The organism is Leptolyngbya cf. ectocarpi LEGE 11479, assembly GCF_015207065.1.
In the GTDB taxonomy this organism is placed as follows: domain Bacteria; phylum Cyanobacteriota; class Cyanobacteriia; order Phormidesmidales; family Phormidesmidaceae; genus Leptothoe; species Leptothoe ectocarpi.
Window position 1 is genome coordinate 1 of sequence record NZ_JADEXP010000122.1, and the last position, 16119, is coordinate 16119.

At 47.3% G+C, this 16119-nt stretch carries 13 protein-coding genes; 10 read left to right on the forward strand and 3 right to left on the reverse strand.

Going from position 1 to position 16119, the window contains the following annotated elements; translation table 11 throughout:
* The 7 genes from IQ260_RS14350 to IQ260_RS14380 all read left to right on the forward strand — a co-directional run.
* The coding region (locus tag IQ260_RS14350) for an ammonium transporter (protein WP_407657739.1) at positions 1-814 on the forward strand (814 nt) is incomplete at its 5' end.
* A gap of 101 nt (positions 815-915) precedes the next feature.
* Positions 916-2118: a response regulator gene (locus IQ260_RS14355; RefSeq protein ID WP_228016090.1), complete on the forward strand. Its 1203-nt coding sequence runs from the start codon at positions 916-918 to the stop codon at positions 2116-2118.
* Between the two features lie 132 nt (positions 2119-2250).
* Positions 2251-2634 (forward strand): response regulator transcription factor, encoded by a 384-nt coding sequence (locus IQ260_RS14360; RefSeq protein ID WP_322744965.1) that lies wholly within the window; start codon positions 2251-2253, stop codon positions 2632-2634.
* A gap of 99 nt (positions 2635-2733) precedes the next feature.
* The gene (locus IQ260_RS14365) at positions 2734-3237 is read left to right on the forward strand and encodes a chemotaxis protein CheW (protein WP_193993792.1); all 504 of its coding nucleotides are present in this window, start codon (positions 2734-2736) and stop codon (positions 3235-3237) included.
* A 46-nt stretch (positions 3238-3283) separates the two neighbouring features.
* Positions 3284-6148, forward strand: coding sequence for a methyl-accepting chemotaxis protein (locus IQ260_RS14370; RefSeq protein WP_193993793.1), 2865 nt, complete (start codon positions 3284-3286; stop codon positions 6146-6148).
* Between the two features lie 50 nt (positions 6149-6198).
* Positions 6199-9411, forward strand: a complete 3213-nt coding sequence (locus tag IQ260_RS14375; protein ID WP_193993794.1) for a response regulator — start codon at positions 6199-6201, stop codon at positions 9409-9411.
* A complete protein-coding gene (locus tag IQ260_RS14380) occupies positions 9408-9851 on the forward strand; it encodes a chemotaxis protein CheW (protein ID WP_193993795.1) in 444 nt (147 codons plus the stop codon). The genes IQ260_RS14375 and IQ260_RS14380 overlap by 4 nt, the downstream gene beginning before the upstream one ends.
* Before the next feature lie 59 nt (positions 9852-9910).
* Here the strand turns inward: IQ260_RS14380 and IQ260_RS14385 are convergent, their stop codons facing one another.
* Both IQ260_RS14385 and IQ260_RS14390 read right to left on the reverse strand, forming a co-directional pair.
* Positions 9911-10870: an alpha/beta fold hydrolase gene (locus IQ260_RS14385; RefSeq protein ID WP_193993796.1), complete on the reverse strand. Its 960-nt coding sequence runs from the start codon at positions 10868-10870 to the stop codon at positions 9911-9913.
* Entirely contained in the window at positions 10867-11703 is an 837-nt protein-coding gene (locus IQ260_RS14390) for a DUF4058 family protein (RefSeq protein ID WP_193993797.1), read from the reverse strand. Before IQ260_RS14390 ends, IQ260_RS14385 begins: the two co-directional genes overlap by 4 nt.
* A gap of 437 nt (positions 11704-12140) precedes the next feature.
* On the opposite strand from IQ260_RS14390, the gene IQ260_RS14395 reads away from it, so the two are divergent.
* The 3 genes from IQ260_RS14395 (at position 12141) to IQ260_RS14405 (ending at position 15543) form a co-directional block, all read left to right on the forward strand.
* Positions 12141-12563 carry a tetratricopeptide repeat protein gene (locus IQ260_RS14395; RefSeq protein ID WP_193993798.1) on the forward strand — a complete coding sequence of 141 codons (423 nt, stop codon included), beginning with the start codon at positions 12141-12143 and terminating at the stop codon, positions 12561-12563.
* Positions 12564-13032: 469 nt separating this feature from the next.
* Positions 13033-14004: a UDP-glucuronic acid decarboxylase family protein gene (locus tag IQ260_RS14400; protein ID WP_193993799.1), complete on the forward strand. Its 972-nt coding sequence runs from the start codon at positions 13033-13035 to the stop codon at positions 14002-14004.
* Positions 14005-14163: 159 nt separating this feature from the next.
* A complete protein-coding gene (locus tag IQ260_RS14405) occupies positions 14164-15543 on the forward strand; it encodes a UDP-glucose dehydrogenase family protein (protein ID WP_193993800.1) in 1380 nt (459 codons plus the stop codon).
* Between the two features lie 132 nt (positions 15544-15675).
* Here IQ260_RS14405 and IQ260_RS14410 read toward each other — a convergent pair.
* Positions 15676-16119, reverse strand: a 444-nt coding sequence (locus IQ260_RS14410) for a T3SS (YopN, CesT) and YbjN peptide-binding chaperone 1 (RefSeq protein ID WP_193993801.1), incomplete at its 5' end; no start/stop codon positions are given.

Sequence of the window (16119 nt, forward strand, 5' to 3'; positions counted from 1 at the left end):
GGCCTGGTCGTTGGGGCCACGGATCGGGCGATATGACCAAGGGAGTCAAGGAGCAATCCCAGGGCATAATCTTGCGATCGCAACCCTAGGCGGCCTAATTCTCTGGTTCGGCTGGTTTGGCTTTAATGCCGGTTCTAGTATGGCAGCCGACCCGGCGGCGGCGAGCCGTATTATCTTGACCACCAATCTATCAGCCTCGACTGGGGCTGTTGCCGCTGCGATTGTCTCTTGGCTGGCGACCAGTAAACCCGATCTTGGCATGATTATCAATGGCGCCCTAGCAGGTCTAGTTTCAATTACCGCTAGCTGTGCCTACGTAGCACCCACCAGTGCAATTATTATTGGTTTCGGTGGAGGCATGTTCGCCGTTTTTGCATCCGGCCTATTCAATCGCCTGCAAATTGATGATCCTGTTGGTGCCCTGCCTGTGCATTTAGTCGGCGGTATTTGGGGAACGCTAGCAGTTGGACTGTTTAGTGTTGGTCCAGGGATCAATCCTTGGCATACGGAGCTATCGGGTCCCCCCCTTGGTTTCTTGATCGGTGGCAATATTCAGCCTTTCTTGCTTCAGCTAGTAGGTGTCGCCACTGTAGCCATCTTTGTCAGTACAACCACCCTGATTAGCTGGTTTATTTTGCAGCAGGCATTTGGCCTGCGAGTCTCTTCCCATGCAGAGTCAATGGGATTAGATCTGAGTGAACATGGTCTAGAAGCTTATCCAGACTTCTCTCAACGCGTTTGGCCCCTCAATGGTTTTTTTCCTGCCACCAGTAGCACCGTGACAAAACCGGTTGCACATACGCCGGAACAATAAAAGAGAAAACAGAAGTGGAACCAGCTATCTAGTCTACTAATCAACTGTCATGGGGAATTAACCAATACCAGAACCATTCGTCTGTTTACCCTGTCTACGCAATGACACTATCAATGGTCACTCAACAGTCTGCTATTACAATTAGTGATTTTACAGCAGCAAAACAAAGTCGGCTTTTTGGACTCCTCAAACAGAGTCAGTTCAATGGACAGTTACAGTTGGATGCCCAAAATACTCAGTGGACATTTGAATTTTACATGGGGCGTTTGCTTTATGTAACAGGTGGCAAACAGGCAATGCGCCGTTGGTATCGTTACATCAAATGCTATTGTCCCGAGCTTTACCTAGAGCTCTCAACCCTAAAAGCTGAACTACAAAAGCTTTTCACCATGGAAGGCGCTAAGAATATATCCTGCTGGGAATATCAGCTTTTAGGGTTTTGGTACAACCAACAAAAGATATCGCGTGAACAGATCAGTCAAATTGTTGAAAGTATTTTAGTAGAAGTCTTCTTTGACATTAGTCAAACTCGTAAAGTGGTCTATCAGGTAAAGCCTGATCATCAATTATCAAATCAGCTTTTGTTGGTGAATGCTGAGACGATGATTCATAGGGCAAGATTACTTTGGCAAGCTTGGTTTGATGCCAAGTTAAGTGAGCGTTCTCCTGATTTAGCCCCTATTATTCGCCATCCTCTAGAACTTAAAAAACAGGTACCCGAGCCCCTATATCGAACCTTGACGCTGATGCTCACAGGACAGTTTACCCTCAGAGATCTCAGTGTTAAAATCAACCGTGATATTGTGTCTCTTGCAGCCTCTCTATTACCCCATGTACAGCAGGGAGCGGTGGAGCTGATCGAAATTGATGATTTAGCAGCGCCATTGTCCCCAAACCAAACGACAGATCAATCTCCTAAGGGGCCTCTGGTTGCTTGTATCGACGATAGTCCAGCAATTTGTCGAGCTTTGGAAAAGGTTCTGGGAACAGCAGACTATCAAACCCACTGTATCCAAGATCCTTTAAGGGCAATTGCTATCCTGTTGTCCAAAAAACCTGCGCTCATCTTTCTTGATCTGGTGATGCCTGGAACGAATGGGTATGAAATCTGCAGCCAGCTGCGCCGCATATCTTGTTTTAAAGAAACGCCCATTATTATTCTGACGGGCAATGACGGCATGATTGATCGAGTACGCGCCAGGATGGTCGGAGCATCGGCCTTCCTGAGTAAACCCATTAATCCACATCAGGTTTTATCCGTGGTTGAGAGACAGCTTTCAAAACAGGCATCAGTTGAGATATAGAACTGTTGAAACAATAAGATTATTGTGCTGCTTTAGATAGAAATTGTCCCTCAGCTCTTATAGCAGGGAATACTGATAGTAGAGTATTCTAGGCATTCACTCTAAGGTTTGCCCAGACTAATTTTTTGTTTATTGGAATGGGATAAATCCATGGGAATAGCGCTCGTTGTTGATGATTCTAAAACTATATTAGAGATGTTGGCCAAATGTTTGGTCCAGGATGGCTTAACAGTCATGACAGCAACGAATGGAACTGATGCCATGGCTCAGTTAGATATTCAAACCCCCGACATTATTGTCTTAGATGTAGTACTACCTGACCGCAGCGGCTTTGAAATCTGTCGTGATCTCAAAGCAGAGGAGTCTACAAGTAGCATCCCAATCATTATTTGTTCAACGAAAGATACAGATATGGATAAATTTTGGGGTAAAAAGCAGGGTGCGGATGCCTATCTAACAAAGCCAATCGATCAAGCAGAGTTATCTAAAACTGTTAAACAACTCATTGGCCACTAGGCAAGTTTAGCGACTAGAACCATTCGTTAGACTTATGTTTTAGTTAATTTTTGTTCTTTGCCATGGGTTTGAACTAATATTTGAAAATCGTTGAACGTTATGCAACTGTCCGCATCGGTAACACCTCAGTCATCACCCACAACTCAGTTTTTAAAGTTTAACTTACTGAGTGATATGACAGCCCTGTTGCCAGTGGACCAGTTAGCAGCCGTTTTGAAAATTGAGACGACACAAGTTACACCTATTCCCCATTTACCCCCTTGGGTTATGGGGGTTTATAACTGGCGTGGTGAAGTCCTATGGATTGTGGATACAGGGCATTTATTAGAGAGTTTCCCCTGGCAACAGCAGATAGCACAACCTGCACACTACAACATCTTACTGTTGGAACAAACATCTGTAGAAACAGGTGAACAGCAACACCTGGGGCTGTTGGTTCGACAAGTAGAGGGTATAGAGCTATTGCCTCTAGGCGAAATTCAGTCTCCTACTGCTGTTTCTGACTCGTTGGTACCATTTTTACGAGGCTATTGGTTAAATGCAGCAGGAGACATGCTGACTTTACTTGACGGTTCGGCCATATTTGACCGCATGCCAACCTAGGTCTATCAAGACTCCCATTAAATGATCTAAGCTTGAGGTACTTTTGATGACGCTAAGCACACCGAAACCAGCTGACAGTAGTGGTAATTCTTCCAACAAAGAGAGAATTATACTGGCTCAGTCTGATGAGTTATTTGCTAATTTGGTGACCACACCCCAAATGGAGGCAATGCCCCGTCGAACCAGTCAACCGCGTCAGGGTAAGCTACAAGGCTGGTGGCAAAGTATGGGGTTAAAACCCAAGGCATCGTTGCTGGCTATATTATTAGGTACCCTGCCAGTAGTTGGTGTGGGGGCTATTGCTTACAACATCGCTAATCAGACCACACTGGAAAGATTAGAAGAGCAGGAAAACGACCGCGTCAATGATCTACAGTTTGCTGTGGATGCTTTTATGAAAGCGCGTTATTCAGATATTCAATTTTTAGCTAATTTAGATATTTTTACCGACCCTCAGTTACGGGGAACACTGACCAACCAGCAGAAGGCAGAGACTCTGGATCAGATGATGAATGCCTATGGGGAAATTTATAGTAGTATTGCTTTTTTTGATCTCTACGGTAATCCGCTCGCTCAAACATCTCAAGGTAAGCCGCTTACTAACCACCTCAATCGCTCATATATACAAGCAGCGAAGGCAGCCAATGGAGCCATTTTAAGTCAGCCGCTGATTTCCACTACTTCCGGTGAATTTAGTGTTTATGCTGCTTCTGTAGTTAAAGACAAAAAGACTGGACAGCCGGTGGGCTATGTGAGGGCTCGGATTCCGGTAGAGGCGATAAGAACAATCTTAAGCAACTTTGACAACGCTGGGCACGACTTTTATTTGGCCAGTGAAGCTGGTGAGGTGTTTCTCTCTCCTACAGCTGGCTATATTATTCCTGTGAATTCTACTGGTCAACCGGTTGAATTAGCTGAATCAGTAGATGTGGATGTTTTAACGTTAGCCAATGTTTTTCCTGAGGTTACTGGTATTGTTCGTGGTGATCTCGAGAAGACCGTGAACACGAAAAACGTCCTGACAAATAATCAGGAGGTTATGGCTTTTGCCCCATTTGATTCAATAGATGGTCTACCAAATTTGAATTGGAGTGCGGTGACCACAGTTGACTTAGCATTGTTGCAGGCATCTCAGCGTCGATTGTTTTTTGCGATCGCACTAGGAACATTAGCCGCCGCTGGTGTCGCCACAGGCTTAGCTATCTGGGCCACACGTCGCTTTACGCAGCCCATTTTAAAAGCAGCTGATGTCGTTAATAAAATTGGTAAAGGCGACCTACGCACCCGTCTAGACGTTGCAGGACAAGATGAGATCGCCCAGCTAGGGGGCAACATCAATCAAATGGCTGAGCAACTGAAACAATTTAATCACGAGCAACAGACGTCAGCACAGCAGTCTAAGTTGGTGGCCGCAGCTACATCCATTACCGGTGATCTAGATAGTGAAAATAATCAGATCCAACTCAATCTCTTTGTGGAGCAGGTACGGACATTTCTGCGTTGCGATCGCGTTATCGTATCGCGTTTTGAAGGCGATCAAGTACACAAACAAAATGAATCGATTACGGCTAATCAACCCAGTATTTTTGATGAGACAATCCCTCCCTTAGTCGTTTCTCAAACTGAGATCGAGAACTACACGGATGGTCAGCTATTGATTGCCGATGATATAGCCATCGCCGATTTGGCTGATGGATTGCGACAGCGATGGCAGGTACTTCTGGTTAAGTCTGCTTTAGTGGTACCCGTGGTGAGTCAGGAGCGCCTATTTGGGTTGTTGACAATTCACCATATCCAAGGACTCCACATCTGGACAGCTCCAGAAATTAGCTTCTGTACCCAACTAGGTCGGCAGTTGGGTATTTTAATGACCGTACAACAGTTTTCCACACTAGCAGCGGAACAGAAAGCACTCAAAGAAGGCCTACAGAGACGCGCCCTAGAACTGATGCTAGAAGTAGATCCGGTGAGTCAGGGCGACCTCACGGTCAGAGCACAGGTAACAGCTGATGAAATCGGCACCATTGCTGACTCCTACAATGCCACCATTAGTAGCCTGAAAAAAATTGTAGGACAGGTGCAGACGGCTTCACAGCAAGTAACAACTACGGCCAGTCAAAATGAGTCCTCAGTGCAATCCCTTTCCCTAGCAGCCCTCCAGCAAGCTCAAGAGATTACAGCGGCCTTAGAGCAGTTAGATCAAGTAGTTGCATCCATCCAAGCAGTTGCCGCTAACGCAGATCAAGCCGAAGCTATCGTTAAACAAACTACCGTTACGGTAGCCTCCAGTGACGCGGCTATGGACCGCACTGTAGAAGGGATTCTGGCTATTCGTGAAACGGTGGCAGCGACAGCTAAAAAAGTAAAACGGTTAGGAGAATCCTCTCAAAAGATTTCTGGTGTGGTAAATCTCATTAATGAATTTGCAGCACAAACAAATTTATTAGCTCTAAACGCATCCATTGAGGCTGCCCGTGCGGGCGAAGAGGGACGAGGATTTGCTGTAGTTGCGGATGAAGTAAGATCGCTAGCAAGACAATCAGCAGATGCAACGACAGAAATTGAAAATCTAGTTGCTGACATTCAAGCGGAGACCAATGAAGTGGTCGAAGCGATGGAAACAGGTACAGAGCAGGTAGTTTTAGGGACACAGCTGGTAGACGAAACCCGCGAAAGTCTAAACAATATTGCTCAAGTTACCACCGAGATGAAGACATTGGTGAGTTCCATTACCCAGGCCACCCTTTCCCAGTCTGAGAGTTCAAAAAGTGTCACTAAGGTAATGAAAGATGTGGCTGATATTGCCCAAAAAACATCCGCTGATGCCAATCAGGTTTCCACATCCTTTAGAGAATTGTTAGATATTTCCCAATCTCTTCAGGAGAGTGTGCGTCAGTTTAAGGTGAGCTAGGTTGTCCTGCATCGTTATTCCTTTGACCTTAATGGCCCGACCCATACATCATGACCATCGATCCCGATATTCGCGATCAGGCCTATCAATTTTTTATTGAAGAAGCGTCTGAGCTATTAGACATCATTGAAACCGGATTGTTAAATCTGCGCTCAGATACCAGCGTGCAAAAGGTGCATGAAATCATGCGCGCGGCCCACTCCATTAAAGGCGGTGCCGCCAGTGTCGAATTAGAGGTCATTAAAACCATTGCCCATCGTTTAGAAGATGCATTTAAAGCGTTGTACAGCGATACAGTGGTGGTGGATGAGAAGCTAGAAACTCTGCTACTGCGGGCCTATGACTGCCTACGTCATCCACTACAGTCACAAATTGACAACGGCACGTTTAACGAGCCACAGGCTCTAGCTGCATTTAATGCTGTTTTTAGCGAGTTAGAAGACTGTCTGGGACCAGCACTCGATCAGACCGATAGTTTTATGCCCAGTGCAGCCGATCTGGGTGTGGATATTGTGGCCTCAATTTTTGAGGTGGATGTGGCAGATGTGTTGACCAGACTACGGCAGCTATTGGCTCACCCTCAAGACTATGACTGTGCCCAAGAGCTACAGACCCAGATTGAGGTGTTGGTGGGATTTGCTGAACTGGTAGACCTGCCTGGCTTTACTGCACTGATGGCCACGGCCCAAGCAGCAGCCGACAGACAGCGTCATCGACCTAGAGCAGTCATTGAGCAGATAGTGCTCAATGTAGATAATGCGCGTACGGCAGTTCTAGCAGGAGAACGGGGAGCCGTTACTCAGCCCTCCGATATTTTGTGCGCCTTGGCCAGCGGTGCGATCGCAAACCAGGCTGAGCCTACCCACAGCGATGGAGTCGACCCCATCGATATGTTTGATTTAGCTGATCTAGATCTTGAGGCGCTGGATGAAACAACTAATTATGACCTAACACCGGTCACTGACCCAGCTGCGCTCAGCAACGATACCGCTGAGCAGCTTTCAACCTTAGAGGAAATATGGTCCATAGAGGCTATCGACTTTCCCTCAGTGGAACGGATCGATGAGCAAGCAGAGGCCGCCCCCTCCACAGTAATCGATGCCTTAACAGATATATGGGGTGATGCTGAAGCCCCATTAGACGTTGAAGTCACTGATTTCGAATCTGTGGTGGCAGATACACCATCGGCAGAGCTAATAGATGCTTGGCCACCCCACGGAGCAGAGGAAGATGATACTAACAACATCCCTGATCAGCTTGAAGAAGCAGATAGTCCCGATGATGCTGCAGCGGCTGTTGCTTTTATTAATAATGTCTATGACTCATTACCGACGCTGGAGCCTGAGCCAACACCGACTGCAGCACCGCCAAAACCTCCGATAAAATCTCCGGCAAAATCCCCATCATCCTCAAGGCTATCCGCTAAAGTCGCATTGGAACGTTTAGAACGGATGGACAACCTAGTAGGAGAACTGGCGATTAATCGGAATAGTCTCTCCCTACAAAACGATCAGTTTCAGCGTACCGTGCATAGGCTAGGACGGCGATTTTCGTCCTTTAGGATTATTGTCAAACAACTGCAATCCGTGTCAGATCAGCTCTTAATCTCTCCTGAGAGGCAAAGAGCTGGAGTAACTCGCAGCACTGGAGAAACTACATTTGACACCCTAGAAATGGACAGCTATAGCGAAATCAATTCGCTGTTAGAAGGTGTTTTAGAAGAGGTCTTTCAGCTAGCAGAATCGATTGAGGATGTCGGTCTATTTGCCGGACAATCAAACCAATTGCTAGAGCATCAACGGCGTACGCTGGACCAGCTACGAGATGAACTAATGTGGTCGCGGATGGTACCCTTAGACCGGGTTTTAAAGCGATTTCCTCGGGTGATCCGAGAGTTAGCAACAACCTATCAAAAACCGGTCCAACTAACACTAACAGGAACAGAGGTGTTGGTTGATCGAGTCATGCTGGAGAAGCTCTACGATCCGCTACTACATCTGTTGCGCAATGCGTTTGACCACGGCATTGAGACTCCAGAAGAACGCCAGCGTTTAGGCAAGCCTAAACAGGGGACGATTGAAATTCGCGCGTATCACCAGGGCAATTACACAGTGGTGGAAGTGGAAGATGATGGTCGAGGGTTAGATTTCGATATAATTGCTCAGCGGGCAATCGAAGCACAGCTACTTTCCCCAGAACAGCTTGCAACAATATCAAAGCAACGCATTCAAGAACTGATCTTTGAACCAGGGTTTTCGACAGCGAGGGAGGTGAGTGAACTTTCAGGTCGTGGTGTAGGGCTAGATGTTGTGCGCGATAGTTTACAGTCGTTTAATGGCAAACTATCGCTAACAACACATCAGGATAAGGGGACCGTATTTTCTCTCAAAATCCCCCTCACACTAACACTGACTAAATTGGTGGTTGGCAATGTTGGTAGTACGGCGGTAGCCCTTGCTTCTGACAGCATTGAGGAGATTTTACGTCCCGTCGATGCCCAGCTAAAACAGTCTGGGGGCAAGCAGTTTCTTCACTGGCGCGATCAGCTGATTCCAATCTATGAAATGGCTGAGTTATTGAGCTATCAGTGTCAGATGCCAGACCAATTGCCCCAGGAGCTGCAAGCAAGACAGCGCAACAAGGGAAACATCATGCTGATTATCCAGCAGGGTCAGGGTAGATTAGCACTCGGCTTAGAACAGATTGTGACCGAGCAGGAGCTGGTGATTAAACCTATGGGTAAAGCTATTGTCGCACCGGGTTATATCAATGGCTGCACTGTCTTGGCAGATGGAAGTTTGGTACCGGTAATCGATAGCACTGCATTAGTGCAGTTTGAGCCTGCTGAGGCTGAGCAATCTTTTAGGCCATCTACCCAGCCTCAGCAGGCTCAAACTGTTATGATTATTGACGATTCGTCGGCACTACGGCGAACGTTAGCCTTAACCTTACACAAGGCTGGGTATCGGGTTTTGCAGGCTAAGGATGGCCGTGATGGTCTGGAACAGTTAAAGCGTGGAGTTCTGCCTGAGCTGATCATTTGTGATGTGGAAATGCCGCGTCTCAATGGGTTTGAATTTTTGAGTCAGCGGCGGACTAACGTGGCATGGGCTGATATTCCCACCATAATGCTGACATCACGCGGCAATCATAAGCATCGCAACCTAGCTAAACACCTGGGGGCTACCGATTACTTTACAAAGCCCTACATTGAAAAAGACTTTGTAGGTGCGATCGCAACTCTTTTACAACGGCACCCATGACATCTTCAATTCCTGTCGCCGCAAGCCTGAGGCTCATTGTAATAAACATCGGTAAACTGACCCTGGCCTGTCGCATTGAGACAGTTTACAAAGTCGTTAATCGTTCTGCGATCCATAGCAGTGGACTAGGCCCCACAGGCTTAACCCACATAGATGGCCATACCGTAGTTGTGATGGATTTACATCGCAAGCTATTTAATGTCCCCATTACTGGTGAGCCTGGGTATTTTGTGATCATCAACTCCCATGGGGAGAATTTAGTGGCTATTCCGGTCACAGCAGCACCTAACCTGATGGATGTACAGCGAGAACAAATCAGACTATTACCACAGACCTATCGTCAATCCGATACCCTTGGTATAGCTAGCCATGTAACGGTTGTCCCCAATGGAGAAGAGTCTCTCACACTATTTATCCTTGATGAAAATGCCTTGCTCTAGCTGCAGCTAAAAAGGCAGTGACAATATAGATTGCGGTGCATATAACTCTCCTTAGGACGCTAACTAATTTGAGTGTTAAGCCACTCCAAAATTAACTGGTTAACAATTTCTGGACGCTCATCATGGGGACAATGTCCCGTATCTGGAAGCGATTGAAACGTCACAGTCTGATCTGGATCATCAGCCATAGCCTGATAGAGCGTAGCCCCTTGAATCGGAGTCCAGGGATCGATCTCACCCCAAAGCACCAGCAGCGGGTGCTGAATCTGGGGTATTAGCTCACTGGGTCGTGGTCCCGGAGGCCCAGTTAAAATTGAAGCAAACACTTTCTGTGCACCAAAATCACAGGAAGGTTGATACAAGAGTTCTACAAGTTCTGGCGTAATGGCATCGCGATTTCCATAGACCTGCTTTAGGGCACCGCGAATTCGAAATCGCCGACGTACCTGGGAAAAAATCAGAGGCCCAAGGACTGGCGAACTCACCACCTTGCCAAATAGACCCATCACCACCCCTAAGGCACGGGGCAAGTCTTCAGGCCGATGGTTGAGACTACCGGCACAGTTGAGCAGTACCCCCCCTTGAGCGATGTGGGGGGAATTAGCCAGGGTCATTAGAACCAGCAGCCCACCGATAGAATTACCAACAAAAACAGCGGGGACGCGGATATGATGTCGCCAAAAATCCCGCAGTAAGACTTCCCACAGATCTAACGAATAGTCTAAAGCTGGTTTTTCAGACCCCCCAAACCCCAGCAAATCAAGCGCATAGACTTGATAGCCTGAGGCGGCCAAAACAGGAATATTCTTACGCCAGTGACCAATGGATGCCCCAAAACCATGGATCAGCACCAGAGGCACCCCCTGGCCAGCCACAGTGTACTGAATGTCGTAGCCTCGCCAGTTCCAGATTTTTTTTAGAGGTTGCTTGATACAACTGGAATCAGATGGAGCACCAGCAGGAATAGGAGAATCTAAATCAGCTAATTTTGCGGAGGGGTTGATAGTTTGGCCGGTCATGCCTGCAGATGTGCGCTACGTTTTTTAAGCTTATCTTCATCATATCGGTTTGTGATCGGGGCCGCTTGCCGTAAACCGGCCTGTTCTAGCAATGTGGCTAACCACTGATTCGCCTCTGGATGCAGCGGGGGGATTGGATCCCGCTCATAATTAATTGAGAAATCGTAGGTAGACCCGGCACAAGCATCATCAAGGGCTTGCTTGAGATCAACGGTACAGCTAGCTTGAGCGCCTTCACCATCTTGAGGGCGGCTGATGGGTAATGTCAGCGGCGGCATGGGGGCATCAACTTGCCAGGTATACATTTCAGCCTTGGGACGCTGATTGCTACGACTGACTAATACTCGATAATCCATATCGCTGGGACCATAGGCAGAAATAGGCTCCCAACCCCGCAGCAGATCAATTTCAACAAAATGGGTATCGCCCCCAAAAATAGCCTCGCAGCGCTGCTCATAATTTTCACGCCCCCGTCCTGGCCGTTTTTTCTGCGGCGTCAGGGTTTCGACAATAGTTACCGTCGTGCCAACTTTGTGATCAAGGATCTCGATGTAGTCTTCCTGAATTGTTTGAGGAACGGCTATGTAGGTGGGAATCGGCTGCTGGGAGTCGGGGTCATTGGTGCCTGAACCGGTATCTTTAGAGGGATGACCCACAACAATGCTGTCTTCGCCGCTGACCCGATAGACCCGTTTGCGAATAATGACGTTGTATCGGTCAGTTAATTCCTTCTGTAGAAGGTTGGCCAATGCAGAGACAAACTGCGGATGTATTTCAGGCCAAAGGTCGGGATGTTCCAGATAAGGGTTCATGCCGGGAAACATTACAGGCATTAACTATCCTCTGAATGATCGATGACTGGGCTAAGCAACTGGATTGAGACAGGCGATTGGTTCTGCTGCTAACCAAACTACCTGGAATGAACCTCATGAAATTCTAGCAACTAGTAATAAGTTCATAGTATTTATTTAAAAGTTCATAGTTACGAGCATTTTATCGTAAGTCTTCGCCGTCTTGCCTACGAATGGGTACTCAATGTTAAAAGTAAAGATTCTATAAGGCTGTTAGTCATCACGTTAGTCAAGGTTACCTCGGCTATTTTATTGATAGAGGCTTTAAGGTTCCACCAGAGCTATTAGAAGTTTTCACAGACTCCATGGGAGAAACAGGATTATAGAAGGATTTATTGATAGCTCCAGTGGGGTTATCCGCTGTGCAAAGCAAACTTTAAATTCGCGCCAACAGGGCAGTGAAGTAAACATGGGGAATTATGGACGTTTCAAGTAATGGATGGGTTGTGTTAGTAGTTGTAGTCCTAATTTTAGGAATTGGGGGGGGTGAGATCGCAACCACCACGATCCGGCCCTTAGGACAGCGCATTCCTTTTACCACACCCATTACAGACTTATCAGTTCCCATCGGGGGAGAAGCACGCCATCAGTTCAATCAAGGAGTATTAGCGTATCGAGAGCGGGCCTATGCTCGCTCGATTGAGTGTTTTTCGCGCGTAGTTAATTACGAACCAACACTGGCTGAAGGATTCCACAACCGGGCCAGAGCCCAGGCCAACCTAGACAAAAAGCAAAATGCAGTCGCCGACTTTGTGACCGCCAGTGATATCTATGACCGCCAGGGCACTAAATCAGGTATTGATTGGATCAAAGCCGATCTGGATGTATTAGCTAAACTGTAGGAATAAAGATTCAATTAGGCCTATTTTTGTGAACGTACAGGCGTTCCATGGCAACCTCTGCAGACATAAATTTTTAGACCTTATAAAATCCTTATCCCTTAGCTGCCTCGATTTTTAGCTATACCGATTTTTACACTGGCAAATTAACAGCATCTTTAACTGGATTTCTGGTAGCTTTAGGCAATTTTTGGGTATTCCTGTAAAAAAGATTTGAAGTTGTAGTGAATGTCGATGCTAGGCAGTCCCCACAGTAGAAAACTTTGTTACATTGCAAACATATTGAAGCTGTGTTCAACCGCATCTATATATGGTCAGGCAGTCCGCTATCGGCGTTAGCTGTCCTACACGTGCATTTTACTCAAGATTGTTGTTGAACGTTATATCCAACCTATTAATCCCAAGATAACTATCTTAGAAAAATTAGGTGGACTAGCGTTCCCTATTGGTGTCTTATTAGTTCAAAGGTATTATGCGAATTTTAATTACCGGTGGAGCCGGTTTTATTGGTTCTCATTTGATTGATCGTCTAATGGCGGATAACCATGAAGTTATCTGCCTGGATAACTTTTACACAGGCCGTAAGCAAAATGTATTGCAGTGGTTGAACCACCCTAACTTTGAGCTAATTCGCCATGATGTGACTGAACCAATTCGCCTAGAAGTTGACCAAATTTATCATTTGGCCTGTCCGGCTTCGCCAGTACATTATCAGTACAACCCGGTCAAAACCATCAAAACCAATGTGATGGGCACCTTAAATATGCTGGGTTTGGCCAAACGGGTGAAAGCTCGCTTTTTCTTAGCTTCCACCTCGGAAGTGTATGGCGATCCTGAAGTCCATCCCCAGCCTGAAGAATATCGGGGTAGTGTCAACACCATCGGTATTCGCAGCTGCTATGACGAAGGTAAGCGCGTGGCTGAAACCCTAGCATTTGATTATCACCGTCAAAATGATGTGGATATTCGAGTTGTGCGGATCTTTAATACCTACGGCCCTCGCATGCTGGAAAATGATGGCCGGGTAGTCAGTAATTTTATCGTGCAGGCCCTGCAGGGGACTCCACTAACCGTATATGGCGACGGGTCACAAACCCGGAGTTTTTGCTACGTATCTGACTTGGTCGACGGATTTATTCGACTGATGAACAACGATTACATTGGGCCGATGAATTTGGGTAACCCAGGTGAGTACACCATCTTAGAACTGGCCCAATCCATTCAGAAGATGGTTAATCCCGACACCGACCTCAAGTATGAGCCCCTGCCTCAGGATGATCCTCGCCGTCGTCAGCCCGATATTACCAAGGCTAAAACCATGCTGGGTTGGGAGCCCAAGGTACCTTTAGAGGAAGGCTTAGAGTTAACTATTGCGGACTTTCGCTCTCGTCTAGATGCAGCGGGTAAACTGGCAGTACAGGCCAAGGCAGCATCATCGTCTTAATCGATTTTGTTCATTGCAGCTGGTTGAAACGTTTTCCTGTTTTCCTATCTTCTGAGCCAGGTTCTTGGCACAGCTTTAGTTAAGAACCTGGATTTGGGTAAAAAAATACCACTTAGAGTTAATTTCACCGGATTCGATATTTAAGTAAGGAGTCTTTATATGCGGGTTTGTGTTATTGGTACGGGCTATGTCGGTCTAGTCACAGGTGTCTGTCTGTCCCATATCGGCCATGACGTTATTTGTATTGACAATAACGAGGAAAAAGTCAAACTGATGCAGTCAGGGCAATCCCCTATTTTTGAGCCAGGGCTGTCTGAGCTGATGCAATCGTCTATGGAGGCGGGTCGTCTGACGTTTTCCACCGATCTGGGTGCGGGGGTAGCCCATGGCGACATTCTCTTTATTGCCGTTGGTACACCACCATTACCCACGGGCGAAAGTGATACTCGCTATGTTGAAGCCGTTGCTCGTGGTATTGGTGAACACCTCGATGGTGGCTATAAGGTGATTGTCAACAAGTCCACCGTGCCCATTGGTTCGGGTGACTGGGTACACATGATTGTGATGGATGGCATTGCTGAGCGTCAGCAGGTGCCGGTTGGTGCGGGTGCGCCTGCAACTAAGCCAGAAGCCCCCCTATTTGATGTAGTCAGCAACCCTGAGTTTTTGCGCGAGGGTTCGGCTGTGTATGATACCTTCAATCCTGACCGGATTGTATTGGGTGGTAGCAATCCCAAAGCCATTGCCATGATGAAAGAGCTTTATGAGCCCATTGTGGAACGCCAATTTGCGGAAGATCAGTCTGCGCCTCAGGTGCCTGTTTTGGTCACAGACCTGAGTTCGGCAGAGATGGTCAAGTATGCTTCCAACGCGTTTTTGGCGACTAAGATTAGCTTTATTAATGAAGTTGCCAATATTTGCGATCGCGTCGGTGCTGACGTCGTTCAAGTGGCCCAAGGCATTGGCCTAGATTCCCGCATTGGCAGCAAGTTCTTACAGGCCGGCATTGGCTGGGGGGGATCTTGCTTCCCCAAAGATGTCTCCGCCCTGCTGCATACGGCTGATGACTATGGCTATGAGGCAGAGCTGCTCAGAGCCACCATTGATGTGAATACTCGGCAGCGGCTACTTTCTCTCGAGAAGCTGCAGCAAATGCTAAAAATCTTGAAGGGTAAGACCGTTGGTCTGCTGGGATTAACATTCAAGCCGGATACCGATGATATGCGGGATGCGCCTTCGCTGATCTTGATTGAGCATCTCAATCGTTTGGGAGCCAAGGTTAAAGCCTATGACCCGATTGTTTCCCAAAGCGGTATGCGCAATGGCATGACCGGTGTGATCGTAGAAACAGATGTCGAGCGACTCGCCGATGGCTGTGATGCACTCGTTCTCGTCACCGACTGGGCACAGTTTCAGGATTTAGACTATGCCAAAATGGCGAGTCTGATGAATACGCCTAATCTAATTGATGGACGCAATTTCCTAGATCGTAAGACTCTGGAAGACGCGGGCTTTACCTACTGCGGTGTAGGCCACTAAGTAAGCATCAATAGGGCATCAGATGTTTTTCTGACCCCAGTTAACCGATAAGGGGGACCGGCACTGAATGCCGGTCCCTTTTTTGCTCAGGTCCGCAGGAAAAGTCTTTAGAGAAGCCTGAGAACTGCTAGATCAGTTTCTAGAATCGGGTGATGCCCAGCGATCAAGGGCACGTTTGCCGCCCCAACGGGCGACGATTTCATCATCATAATCGTCGGCAAGACGGACAACGGTGGTGACAGAATGCTTGAGTTCGATGCGATCGCAGGTGGACCCAACCAGGCTATGTTCAAACACAATATCGTCTTCACTGTCGAGCGCAAAACGCCCAAACAGGATATTATCATTGGCCCTCAGCAGATAATACGTCAGTTCTGGCGTCGCATCCACATCAGTAACTACGTAGGACCGTGTGGTAATCAGGGCCTCATTATCACCCCATGAGACCACACGGGTAGAGGCCACGGCCGAGCCAATGGTAATGATAAACAAAGGTTCATCTTCAAAAGCAACCGTTGCCTCACCAAAGAGTTCATCCATCCAGGGAGCAATGCGTTCGTAGCAAGTTTTCTGGGC

Bases quoted from the DNA above. Each gene is read 5' to 3' on its own strand.
- IQ260_RS14370 (WP_193993793.1), top strand. From the start codon at position 3,284: ATGACGCTAAGCACACCGAAACCAGCTGACAGTAGTGGTAATTCTTCC.
- IQ260_RS14400 (WP_193993799.1), top strand. From the start codon at position 13,033: ATGCGAATTTTAATTACCGGTGGAGCCGGTTTTATTGGTTCTCATTTG.
- IQ260_RS14385 (WP_193993796.1), bottom strand. From the start codon at position 10,870: ATGACCGGCCAAACTATCAACCCCTCCGCAAAATTAGCTGATTTAGAT.
- IQ260_RS14405 (WP_193993800.1), top strand. From the start codon at position 14,164: ATGCGGGTTTGTGTTATTGGTACGGGCTATGTCGGTCTAGTCACAGGT.
- IQ260_RS14380 (WP_193993795.1), top strand. From the start codon at position 9,408: ATGACATCTTCAATTCCTGTCGCCGCAAGCCTGAGGCTCATTGTAATA.
- IQ260_RS14355 (WP_228016090.1), top strand. From the start codon at position 916: ATGACACTATCAATGGTCACTCAACAGTCTGCTATTACAATTAGTGAT.
- IQ260_RS14395 (WP_193993798.1), top strand. From the start codon at position 12,141: ATGGACGTTTCAAGTAATGGATGGGTTGTGTTAGTAGTTGTAGTCCTA.
- IQ260_RS14375 (WP_193993794.1), top strand. From the start codon at position 6,199: ATGACCATCGATCCCGATATTCGCGATCAGGCCTATCAATTTTTTATT.
- IQ260_RS14390 (WP_193993797.1), bottom strand. From the start codon at position 11,703: ATGCCTGTAATGTTTCCCGGCATGAACCCTTATCTGGAACATCCCGAC.
- IQ260_RS14365 (WP_193993792.1), top strand. From the start codon at position 2,734: ATGCAACTGTCCGCATCGGTAACACCTCAGTCATCACCCACAACTCAG.